Annotated in this window: 7 protein-coding genes; 1 reads left to right on the plus strand and 6 read right to left on the minus strand. The window is 40.6% G+C overall.

Translation table 11 applies throughout. The features are described 5' to 3' along the window. Positions 1–54 precede the first annotated feature (54 nt). Entirely contained in the window at positions 55–2,136 is a 2,082-nt protein-coding gene (gene recG / locus GQR38_RS13400; RefSeq protein WP_165722217.1) for an ATP-dependent DNA helicase RecG, read from the plus strand. 271 nt (positions 2,137–2,407) lie between these two features. Here recG and GQR38_RS13405 read toward each other — a convergent pair whose 3' ends face one another. The 6 genes from GQR38_RS13405 to GQR38_RS13430 form a co-directional block, all read right to left on the minus strand. Further along, the gene (locus GQR38_RS13405) at positions 2,408–4,540 is read right to left on the minus strand and encodes an alpha-galactosidase (RefSeq protein WP_165722218.1); all 2,133 of its coding nucleotides are present in this window, start codon (positions 4,538–4,540) and stop codon (positions 2,408–2,410) included. Between the two features lie 322 nt (positions 4,541–4,862). After that, positions 4,863–6,341: an SLC5 family protein gene (locus GQR38_RS13410; protein ID WP_007580003.1), complete on the minus strand. Its 1,479-nt coding sequence runs from the start codon at positions 6,339–6,341 to the stop codon at positions 4,863–4,865. 53 nt (positions 6,342–6,394) lie between these two features. Continuing rightward, positions 6,395–7,156, minus strand: coding sequence for a SapC family protein (locus GQR38_RS13415; RefSeq protein WP_010554817.1), 762 nt, complete (start codon positions 7,154–7,156; stop codon positions 6,395–6,397). 12 nt (positions 7,157–7,168) lie between these two features. Continuing rightward, positions 7,169–8,695 carry a tryptophan halogenase family protein gene (locus tag GQR38_RS13420; protein WP_165722220.1) on the minus strand — a complete coding sequence of 509 codons (1,527 nt, stop codon included), beginning with the start codon at positions 8,693–8,695 and terminating at the stop codon, positions 7,169–7,171. 196 nt (positions 8,696–8,891) lie between these two features. Then, the gene (locus GQR38_RS13425; RefSeq protein WP_165722222.1) at positions 8,892–11,636 is read right to left on the minus strand and encodes a TonB-dependent receptor; all 2,745 of its coding nucleotides are present in this window, start codon (positions 11,634–11,636) and stop codon (positions 8,892–8,894) included. 187 nt (positions 11,637–11,823) lie between these two features. Then, positions 11,824–12,798, minus strand: coding sequence for an aldose epimerase family protein (locus GQR38_RS13430; RefSeq protein ID WP_165722223.1), 975 nt, complete (start codon positions 12,796–12,798; stop codon positions 11,824–11,826). Positions 12,799–12,884 lie beyond the last annotated feature (86 nt).

Raw genomic sequence — 12,884 nt, forward strand, 5'->3', positions numbered from 1 at the left:
CTAAAGCTCTGTAAGTACACTTAGCCTACTCACAAATAATAAGATTGATATAATTTGTCTAAACCTAGCTTAAATCAATACCCAATTACAGAGCTCAAAGGGGTCGGCCCAAAAATGGCTGAGCGTTTGTTAAAGCTAGGTATTTTAACTGTGCAAGATATGCTTTTTCATTTGCCACTTCGCTATGAAGATCGCACTCGCTTATACGCGATTAGCGAGTTGTCACTTCATAGCCACGTAAGTGTTGAAGCAACAATTGAAACAAGCCAAATTACGTTTGGTAAAAGGCGCATGCTTGTTTGCCAAATCAATGATGGTACTGGCAGGCTAACACTACGATTTTTTAATTTTACCGCGGCACAAAAAAACGCATTTAGCGCTGGTAAAATAATACGTTGTTTTGGTGAAGTGCGCCGTGGCCGTGTTGGCTTTGAAATGAGCCATCCTGAATACAGCATCAGCGATACTTCCAACGAGCAACCAGTAGCGACAACATTAACGCCCGTTTATTCAACAACCGAAGGTTTAAAGCAACTATCGATTAGAGCTTTAAGCGAACAGGCTATTGATTTACTACATAAATACTCAGTAGAAGAACTACTGCCTTCACAGTGGCAGCCATCAAATATGCCACTAAGTGACGCCTTATTATTACTGCACCGCCCACCAAATGATGTTGATGTAACTGCATTAGAGCAAGGTACTCACCCAGCTCAACAGCGCCTTGTATTTGAGGAGTTACTTGCTCAAAACCTCAGCTTATTAAAAGTACGAGAGCAAGGGCAACAAGTTAAAGCCGTGGCATTAAATCCGGTAAACACATTAGAAAGCCAATTTTTAGAGCAACTTCCTTTTGCACCCACAAATGCGCAAAGCCGCGTAGTTGCTGAAATTAAAGGTGACATGCAACACGCGTATCCAATGATGCGTTTAGTGCAAGGCGATGTAGGCTCAGGTAAAACCCTAGTAGCAGCACTTAGTGCACTAACAGCCATTGCGCAGGGCTTTCAAGTAGCTTTAATGGCTCCTACTGAAATTTTATCAGAGCAACATGGCGTTAATTTTACAACGTGGTTTAATCAACTAGGTATAACCGTTGCTTGGCTTGGCGGTAAAACAAAAGGCAAAGAGCGCGTAGCAACACTTGAAAAAATAGCCTCTGGTGAGGCGCAAATGATTATTGGTACTCACGCTTTATTTCAAGATGAAGTTAAGTTTAATAACTTAGTGCTTATCGTTATCGATGAACAACACCGCTTTGGTGTCCACCAGCGTTTATCACTGCGCGAAAAGGGTAAGTTTGGTGATTGTTACCCTCATCAACTAGTTATGACCGCAACACCTATCCCGCGTACACTCGCTATGACAGCCTATGCCGACTTAGAAACCTCTGTGATTGACGAGTTACCACCTGGGCGTACGCCAATCACAACAGTAGCACTTCCAGATACTCGCAGAGACGATATTATTGCCCGCGTTAAATTAGCGTGTAACGAGCAAGGCCGCCAAGTTTACTGGGTGTGTACTCTTATTGATGAATCTGAAGTACTGCAATGCCAAGCCGCCGAAGACAGTGCACTGCAGTTAAAAGAAGCATTACCAGAGCTAAACGTAGGTTTAGTACATGGGCGAATGAAATCAGCTGAAAAACAAGCCATTATGAGCGAGTTTAAAGCAGGCAATATACATGTTTTAGTTGCCACTACGGTTATTGAAGTTGGTGTAGATGTCCCTAATGCGAGCTTAATCATTATAGAAAACCCTGAGCGCTTAGGCTTAGCACAGCTGCATCAGTTACGTGGGCGAGTTGGCCGTGGCGCTACTGCATCGCATTGCGTGCTTTTATACCACGCACCACTGTCTCATACTGCTCAAAAGCGATTAGGTGTACTACGCGATAGTAACGATGGTTTTGTGATAGCTGAGCGCGATTTAGAAATTCGTGGCCCTGGTGAAGTACTCGGTACAAAACAAACAGGGTTAGCCGAGTTTAAAATTGCCGATCTTACCCGCGATAAGCACATCCTCAACCAAGTTAGACCGATTGCACAGCAAATGCTTAAGCAACACCCAGAGGTTGTTGACCCACTAATTCAACGTTGGTTGGGTAACAAGCAAAATTACGCGCAAGCGTAACCACTCTATTTTCGATACTTTGAGTTTAGTAAGTTAATTTACTAAATTAGCTTACTAAGTTAGAGATGCTAAATTTATTCGTTAGCATTTACAAAGGCTATAAAAAAGTCAGCTCTAAACAATATAGAGCTGACTACTGATATCTAAACTGAGCTAAGCTAAGCTAAGCTAAGCTAAGCTAAGCTAAGCTAAGCTAAGCTAAGCTAAGCTAAGCTAAGCTAAGCTAAGCAGTATAAAAGCGATTAGCGCCTTTTACTGCTCTTAGTTAAATTTAAGCTTTATTAAGCTCAAATATAAGCGATGTTTGCGGGAATGATATTGGCATTTGTAAACCAAACTGCATTAGCGCTTCACCTGTAAATGTTTGACCATTTACCGCAGCAATAGAAGATGGACGATACTCTTCAAATTTTACCGGCCACACTAAATTAAGTGTGTACTGCGCATCGCCATCTAGGCCAACAAAACGTAATTTATTAGGCGCTGTACGCGGTGTTTCGCGAACGCTGTTATAGGCAAATAACGCTTTTGTTTTTTGCTCATCGATTAAACCAAAGTTAATTGATAAATCGTCGCTATCTAGGCGGTATAAATCGGCGCTATGAATAAACTCACGATGCTCTTTATGAAGTGCTATTGCCGCTTTAAGTGCATTGTATTCGTGATCGTTCAGTTCACGTGGGTCCATTTCGATTCCCATGTGGCCAAACATTGATACCGCAGCACGCATTTCAATACTTACATTACGCCCTGTGATATGACAATCGCGTGGGCCTACGTGTGCACCCATAACCGACGATGGGAAAAAGAACGAACATCCACGCTGTATTTCAAGGCGATCAAGCGCATCGTTTGAATCTGACGTCCATACACGGTCTGTGTGTGCAAGTACGCCGTAATCTACACGTGCACCACCTGACGAACAGCTTTCTATTTCAAGCCCTGGATGCGCCGCTTTAATACGGTCAATTAAACGATAAAGTGCTAATGTTTGCTGGTGCACTGCTGGCTTACCATCAAAATTACCCGCATGGTTAATATCGCGGTTCATATCCCATTTAATGTACTTAATAGTTGGGTATTCAACTAAAATATCGTCAATTGCTTTGTATAGGTACTCAACAACCTCAGAGCGCGTTAAATCAAGTACTAGCTGATTTCTAAAGCTTAACTGTTCGTTGTTTTGAGAGCCTAAAACCCAATCAGGATGCGCGCGGTATAAATCACTATCTGGGTTAACCATTTCTGGTTCAAACCAAATACCAAACTCCATACCTAAGCTATTCACATGATCTATGACTGGTGATAAACCATCTGGGTAAATTTTGTAATCTACTGTCCAATCACCTAAACCAGCGTTATCGCCACGGCGGCCTTTAAACCAACCATCATCAAGTACAAAACGTTCAATACCTAACGGCGCTACTCTGTCCGCTAGCTGCTTAAGCGTATCTACGTCGTGATCAAAGTAAATGCCTTCCCATGTGTTGTAATGCACAGGACGCGTTTTTTCACGCTGTGCTTGGCTAAGTAAATTAGCTTTAACAAAACGATGAAAATTACGAGAAAGCGCACTAAAACCTTCACTCGAAAACGAGCCATAAATGCTCGGGCTTTGATACGTTTGACCTTTAGCAAGCGTAAGCTCACCAGGTAGTAATAGCTCACCCATTTGCACGTAACGACGACCTTCAGCTAAAAGCTCTGCGCGTAGTTTATTATTACCACTCCAACCTAAATGAAAGCCGTAACATTCGCCGTGCTGCTCGCCTGCATTTTCGTTATGCACTAATAAACCAGGAAATACATCGTGTGATGTTTTGCCTTTACGGTTTTCACGAACAAAACTGCCTAAGACTAAATCAACCGATTGACGTTGGAACTCGTTTGACCAACGACCTTCAAAGCTCACTATTTTGCTTACGCTATCTGGCAATTGAAATGTTGGCGCGGCGCAAAAGTTAACGCTTAGCGGTAAGTCGCCTAAATTAGTTAATACAGTATGTGCGCTTAGTACATCAGTGTTTTTATCAAGTGTAATGCTGTGCACTACTTCAATACCACGAAGCTTATCTACGCTTACAAACTCAACTGTCGCACTTGAAGGCTGACGAACTTCTTGAAGCTCTGGCCCTACTGACCATGCGATTGAATCATTTACTAGCTCAAGCCCTGGCGCACCAGTAAAGCCTTCGCCTAATAACGGAGATAGAGAAATAGGCGCTTCTTCAACCACGGCACATTTTACTTCTTGACGCGTAGCAAGCTGAGTTAGCATTGTTTCTGTTGTTTGCTCAGATAGGCGTTTACCAAAGTACAGTAACGCCGGTGTTTTGCTCTGGCAGTCGAAAATAACGGTGCTGTTTACACTGTCTAATCGATAAAATGATTTAGTGTCGGCCATGATTTTCCTATCCTCTTGTTCATTGTGTGAGTTATAAATATAACGAAAATTAGTAAGCTACACTATGTAGTAAATGTATCTCTTTGCTTGAGCCACAATCTATCAGACGGTGACACTCAATAATAATAGTATATATCATATAAATTAGGTTTTGATAGTCTTTACATCGCAAATAGTCAGATAAACTCACTGGAAGTATCACTGTAATAAAAAGTATTAAACTAACCTTAGCTTTGAAGTTCTCATGTTGCTTTTAATACATATAAAAAAATCGGCCAGAGTTTCCCCATGACCGATTTTTTCAGCTTAAACTATTTATACGTTATTTTTGTACTTGTGCTTGGCCTGCGTCATCAAGTGCTGGTGTTTTACCTGCCCACTGCGCATTTAAACCAAATACCACTTTATTTACTATCAATGCAAAAGCGACACATACAATCAGTGTAATTGGCATTAAGTGAATGTAATGAATGTCAGTATGTAGTGGTGAGTTTGCAAATGTAAGCATGCCGTACATTACAACACCTAAAATTACTGCTGCAATACCTGCACGTGCATCCACATTTTTAAATAATAAGCCCACTACAAAAATAGAGAATATAGGCATACTTAACAAGCCATTTAATTGCTGTAGTAAGTTAATAATGCTATCTGCTTGCTGGTAAATTGGTACAAGTACCAGTGTTAAGCTTGTTAGTAGCAATGTTACGTAACCACTTAGCTTTACAACACTTGGCTCTTTATTAAAGTACGCTTCGTGAATATCACACACATATAGTGCTGTAGCTGAATTTAATAAGCTGTTGTAAGTAGAGAGTACTGCTGCTGCCATTGCCGCTGCGAACACACCGGTTAACCATGCTGGCATTACATCACCCACAATTCGACCATAAGCAGCGTCGCCAATATCGCCATAAAGTTTAAACGAAATAATACCCGGTAATACCACAATTGCAGGGACGATTAAAAAACGAATACCCGCAGCTGCAAATATACCTTTTTGCGCTTCTTTAACATTAGGTGCTGCCATTGCTCGCTGTGTGATTGTTTGGTTAGTACCCCAGTAATACATTTGAATAAAGATCATACCGGTTAAAAGTGTTGGCCACGGAATAGGTGAATCAGCATCGCCTATGAGTGTTAAGCGCTCCTCTGGAATACCCGTAAAGTCATAATCAATCGCATTAAGTGCTAAAAACACGACTAAAACAGCCATGCCTAGTACAAGTATGCCATTGTAGGTATCCGATACAGCAACTGCTCTCAGGCCACCAAAAAACGCATAAACAGCACCAATAATGGCAAATGCGGTGGCAATATACATTAGCGGAATATCAACCTTAAACATGGTTTGCATAAATAGCGCGCCAGAATAAATAACCGCTGGCATATAAATAAGTGCATTACCTAAAAAGAATAAACCACCAATCACAGCGCGAATATGTTTGTTGTTATAGCGCTTTTCTAAAAGCTCTGTGGTGGTAGTACAGTTGTATTTGTAATAAACAGGAATGAACACTTTGGCTAAAATAATCAAACCTATAATTGCTGCAAGCTCCCACCAAACCAGTAAAGCCATTTGGTTACCATTCATACCTACAAGCTGATCAGTACTTAAATTAGTTAATGTGATTGAACCTGCAACAAACATCCAAGTAAGACCACCGCCCGCTAAAAAATACTCTTTGGTTTGGCTTTGTCCGTTATTGCGATTTTGGCCTCGGCATTTCCAATAAGTAAGGCCACCAATTAAAGCGGTGACAAAAACAAAAACCACCAGCTGTAAAATGTTATCTGACATGTGTGTGTCTCCTACGCGTTATGCGCAATGTCTGTGTAATAAAAAAGTGCACGCTACAGCGCGTGCGCATCTCGACTTAGTTCTAACTTAATCTGCTTTAAAGGCATAAGTTCGGGACGTTGGTTATGCAGCTTTACCAATGCATTTAACTGAAACAGTGAAATAAGCATGCTGTTAAGCACGCTCAAGTAACCTTGCTTGTGTAAGTTTGCAACGGTATCGCTATTTAATGTTTGCAGTTTGTCTTCATCAACGGTGCTCAAACCTTGAATAGTTTGGGTTTCGCCTTGTTCAAACTGCAATACAATATCTATATTTTTAATGAGCCCTAACCGCGCAACTTCTTGGGTAAATTGATACGTTTGATAGTCATTTTTTAAGTCGCTTTCTAACAGTTTTTGCTGTGCACTTAAAAATAAACTCGGATTACCTTTAGCATCAAATAGTGCCTCACCTTGCTGCGTGTTTACGGCTGAGCTTTGATCATCAATCGCAATAAAATAATCGCTACTATTTGCTTCTCGGGTCATTAAATAAAGAGGCTGGGTTTGCATACATACCGGCGTGTAAAGTGCCTGCCATTGGTTGTTATTAACCAATAAACTTTGACCTGCACTAAAGCTGGTTAACGCTGATACTGTATAACTGCCATTTTGTGTATTACGTGCTAAAAAAATAGGTAAGTCACAGGCTGCTTTTGCTATTTCATTTGCTCTTAAATTAACTAAATGCTGCGTTTTTGCGTATTCAACGGCTGCATTGGGGTTAATTTTTAATGTTTGGTGTTTGGTGTTTACTAGTTCACTAATAGCCATAGTTACACATCCTTAAACTGGGTTAGCTGCTAACCACTGCTCTATAAAAGCACGGTGAGGCGGCAAAGTTTGCAACATCTGCTGTGTAAGCTGGCTGTTACGTTCAATTATTTGTTTGGCTTGCACATGTTGTGAATACAAATATGCTTGTTTAGTAAAGTCAGGCTTAAAGCCCATACCGTACAAAACATACTGATAACTGGCAGCAGGGAATAACTCTAATGCGCCATGAAAATCTTGAATAAGCGGGCCACGGCTTCCCCAAAGAAGTAAATCTTCTTGCAGGGTTTGTGGGATAGTATCGGGCTGTACATGTGCTTGCCAGTAAGGTTCTGGGCGCTTGGTTAGCATGTAATGCAGCTTTAAAAAGTCGATAATACGCTGCCAGCGGTAATCCATCTGCTCGTTAAAGCGTTTAGCTACAATAGGCATTACTTGTGTGTCTGCTGGCATGTGCTCTGCTACAAAGCGTGCTGAAATTTCAACAAGCATAATAGCGGTTGCTTCAAGCGGCTCTACAAACCCTGCTGACATACCAATAGCAACACAGTTTTTATGCCAAAACTTCTCACGGTATCCTGATTCAAAACTAATTTTACGGGCAGTTAAACCGTTTGCTGCATCGCCTAAATAGTTTCTTAGGTTTTGCTCTGCTTCATCGTCTGATAAAAATTTGCTTGAATATACATGTCCTACACCTCGGCGATGCGTTAAACCTATATCCCAAATCCATCCAGCGTTTTGCGCTGTTGCTATGGTATGGCTGGCAAGAAGCTGCTCGTTTTCATCGTAAGGGACTTGCATAGCCAGTGCGCTGTCGTTAAATAGCACGTGGTCCATTTTTTTAAACGGTACGTTGAGCGCTTGGCCTAATAACAATGATGAAAAACCAGTACAGTCTATAAATAAGTCGGCGTTTATAGTGCGGGTTTGACCTTTTAGAGTAAGCACATTTATTGCACCATCGTCATCAAGCTTTACCTGATCAACAGTACCAATAATATGCTCTACGCCAAGCTTACTTTTACAATGCTGTTTAAGCATTTCTGCAAAAGCGCCGGCATCTAAGTGATAAGCGTAATTACAATTACCTTGATATTCACCTTGCGCTATACCTCTTGGGGCTAAGCTTGCTTCGCAAATATCATGTTGAAAATTAGTTTGCTGTGCAAAGTCTTCAACATTATCTAAATATGGGGCTAAATCTATACGGCCGTAGCCTAGCGGTACAGTAAATGGATGGTAGTAAAAGTCATTATTGCCATGAGTCCAATTTACAAACTTCCCGCCTTGTTTGAAGGTAGCATTACAGGCTTTAAACACATCAACTTCACGCAAGCCTATTTGCTGAAGTGTGTTTTTCATCGTGGGCCAGGTACCTTCACCTACGCCAATAGTTGGAATGTCTGACGATTCAACCAACATCACTTTTAAGCCGTCACCATTTTGACCTTGGTGATACGAAGCTATAATTGCAGCGCTCAGCCATCCTGCTGTACCACCGCCAACTACCGCTACTGTTTTTATTACTTTATTCATAATGGACTACTCTTTGAGTATTTTTTGATAACGTTTTATACAGCAAATGCCCGTTAGGGCATTTTGATTTAATGTGAATTCATTTTAGCCAATTAGGTTAACTAATATACATTACTGCTAAATTAACCTAATTGGTATTAGCACCTCGGTGCTGTAATGAAAACTAAGAGGCGAAAAAATACGCCTCCATCATTAATTAAAACGATCCGCGAATACCAAACGCGTAACGTGAGCCATTATCTTCTACTGAATAGATTTGGTTAGCAAAACGACCTGTTTGCACCAACTCTTCTTCAGTGATGTTGATGCCTTCTGCAAAAATAGTGAAGTTTTCGTTAATATCGTAGCTTGCACTAATATCCCACTGGCCGTAAGTTTCTACGTTCACTGGTTCACCGTTAAAGCCGTTATCAACTAAGCGTAAAAAGCCTTCACGGTTGTTAAATGCAACACGTGCTTGCCAGTTTTCTTGCTCATAGAAAAATATTAAGTTTTGTGAATCCCCAAGACCTTCTAGTGCAAATGTTTGTGTAGTATCGTCACCCACACTAATGTCGCTATTCACAACGGTTGCATTAGCAATAAAACCAAAGCCATTTTCAAACATGTGAGTAACACCGACTTCAAAGCCGGTTACAGTTGCAGACTCACCATTTTGAGGACGACTTACAGTGTAAACTTCTGAACTACCAATAAGTTCGTCATCTGTTTGATCTGTACATGTAGTACACGCAAAATCAGGGCCTGAACGATCAGACATTTCGTATGTTTCGGCACCTGTTAGGGTAACAATAAAGTCATCTACTTCTTTACTAAATACTGCAAAGCTAAATAAGTTAGCATCGTTGTAGTACCACTCGTAAGAAATATCCCAGTTTTCTGATTGGAATGGTTTAAGTGCTGGATTACCACCACTTGCCGTTAAGTTTTGACGACGTGGCTCGTTAAAGTTTGTCGCAGGAGATAGCTGAGACATCGTTGGACGAGTAATACTGTCATACGCCGCAAAGCGTAAAATCATATTGTCTTGTAGCTCTAACTTAACATTGAAAGATGGTAACAAGTTTGAGTAGCTAGTGCCTTGCTCGATGTTCGTTGCAGGCCCAAAAACATTCTGAAACAATGTTGCGTCAGATGTTGGTATTACATCGCTAATAAAGCTTTGTATTGCAGCAACTTCAATATCAGTTTCTGAGTAACGTGCGCCCATATTAACAGTTACTGGCATATCAGCTAGGTCAAAACCAAGCGTAAAGTCCATGTATAAGCTAGTGATGTCTTCGTTAATTGTGTAACGGTTATTTTGTAGTGTTGGTTCTACTGGGAAACCTTGATCGGCTAAGTAATCAAGCATTTTATCGCCATCGTAGCTATAAAATGTATCGATCAAACCAGGGAAGTAGTTACTCGCTGTATATGCTTCAAAATCAATTGCATCAAGTGGTGCTTGTGTACCATAACCACAGAACTGACATTGACTACCAAAGATTTGAAAGCTTGATTTTTCACGCTCTTGGCGATAAGCACCAAAGTTAATACGCTCAACTGGGCCTTTATCTGGCACATATTCAAAATCGGCTTTTACTTCAGTAATTTCATCTTCATCTGTAAATTGATTACCAATTTCGTTGTAATGAAGTCGCGCTAAGCTTGGATCAGGCAATGAACCATTTGTAAATCCATCATGCTGAACAGTTGGAACGCCACCTGTGCCATCAAAACTGAAGCTATTAATAATACCCACTACGTTAAAACGATCTCTACCAGCACGGTCGTTTTCGGCTGTTGAGCGAGATACATCAAATTTAGCTTTTAATGACTCGTTTACTTGCCAATCAACGTTAATACCAAATGCTTTATTAGTTACATCACGTGAATTACGTGTATGCGATACAAAGTCACTTGCAGGGTCGCCACTTGGCGCGCCTAAACCAACTTCTTGAGAGAAAGTTAAAAGAGTACCTGTTTCTGGATCAATCGTTGCACTGCCTACGCGGTCTGGTTCAAACCAAGATGCTAAATCGCGTACTGTTGAGTCAACTTCGAATTTTGAAATCATGCCATCAACAGTAATCGTAACATCGTCAGACGGTGCGTATTGAAGTACTAAACTTGCATTTGTACGCTCGCGGTCTTGCTCATCAACTACTTGGTCCCAGTTACGTGGAATGTAAGCATTTTCAAACAATACACCATCCGTTGGGTTAGAAATTGTTTGGCCACCGCGCCAACCTGCCGTTAAAATTTGGTTATTTTGAAGTTTACGTTGTTGATTAGTGATGGCAAAAAGCACACCTAGCTTGTCATCGTTAAACGTATTACTTATTAAGAATGATGTTGATGGAGATACTTCTTCAGAAAGGCTTTCGTACATACCTTTAACTGAACCTAAAATATGTAAACCACCAAAATCAAAAGGGCGTGCTGTAGTTACGTTAACCGTACCACCAATGCCGCCTTCTTGAAGAGTTGCTGTATTACTCTTATAAATATCAGCACCGGTGATTTGATCCGCCGCTAATACATCAAAATTAAATTCACGACCTGCACTGTCTGTCGCAATTTGACGACCGTTTACAAGAACCGTATTAAACTGTGGACCAAAACCACGAATTGTAACTGCTTGTCCTTCACCGCCACTGCGATCGATGGCTACACCTGTAATACGTTGCAGAGATTCTGCTACGTTTAAATCAGGAAATTTACCAAGATCCTCTGCTTTAATCCCGTCAGTAACAACATTAGAGGCTTTTTTATCTAACATTGATGAACGTAAGCTGCTGCGTATACCCGTTACTGCGATAACTTCAACATCTTCATTTACTTTAGGTGTGTCACCTTCAGCGCCTTGAGCTGCAAAGCTGCCGCTTGCCAATATGCCTGTGATAGCAATACTAAGCGCGGTTTTTTTGTTGAACGATAACTTCTTGTTGATTATCATTTTTTAAAAACTCCTGATTGTGTGTAGTCGTTGTGTCGTTGTGGTGGTGCATATAGTTTCAAATACTATTTATATTATAAATACTTTAAAACAGTAAAAAGTGCAACCTTTTCCTAAACTATAGATAGCATTTAATTACTGTATTTTTTCTTTTTATTTTCTTTAAATTAACATTAGGATGCTGTATTCACTCAGAAAATGCGTAAATAATAACCTGTTCGTAACCCTCTCCCGGCAATAAATTTGCTTTGGGGAAGTTTTCACGATTTGGCGCATCAGGCCAATTTTGCGCTTCAAAACACAAAGCTTGGCGTGCTTTAAAAGGCGCACCTACAAAGTTAGCAGTGTATAACTGCATACCTGGCTGAGTGCTCTTAAGGGTTAAATTAACCTTCGTGTGTGGCGAAGTTAATGTAGCCATCGTCTTTAAACTGCTGTCATCATTAAAAATATAGCAGTGATCAAAGCCATTTCCAGCTTCTAACTGTGAATGAACGGCACTTAATGCCTCACCAACTTGAGTTGGTTTGGTAAAATCAAAGCAAGTACCTGTAACTAGTGCCGCTTCATTAAGCGGGATACTGGTTTTATCGATAGGAAGGTAGTGACTGGCATTAATTTGAACACAATGATCATAGATTGATTCGCTGCCATCAAGATTAAAGTAGCAATGGTTAGTAAAGTTAACGAGCGTTTCTTTATTGGTTAGCGCTTTAAAGTGCAGAGTAAGCTCGCCGTTTTTAGCGCTAATAGTTTGCCAAACCTGCAACTGCCCAGGGAAACCTTGTTCGCCGTCGGGCGAGCAATAATAAAGCTCAACTTCACTTTCAGTTTGTTTGGTTACTTGCCACAGTACTTTATTAAAGCCTTTAACGCCGCCGTGCAGGCTATTAGGGCCGTTATTTGCTTCTAATTGATACTTCGTACCAGATAAGTTAAAACGCCCCTTTGCAATGCGGTTAGCGTATCGACCTACTGTAGCGCCAAGATAAAATGGGTTTTCAAAATAATATTGAGGATCATCGACGCTAAGCGTCATTTCTTGTTTTTTAAATTTAATGCTTTTTATTATTGCGCCAAATGGCAAAATTTCAGCTGTTAAATTTTGACTATCACTGAGCTGAATAACTTGTAAAGGTTGGTTATTGGCAATAGATGTCACACGCATTCTCCAATCAAATTACCGAATTAACATTTCCTGTTATAACGGCGCAACAATATATAATATAAATAGTATATAATTGAAGC

Origin of the sequence: Pseudoalteromonas sp. c7(2019) (assembly GCF_011378625.1) — a bacterium.
Taxonomy (GTDB): domain Bacteria; phylum Pseudomonadota; class Gammaproteobacteria; order Enterobacterales; family Alteromonadaceae; genus Pseudoalteromonas; species Pseudoalteromonas arctica.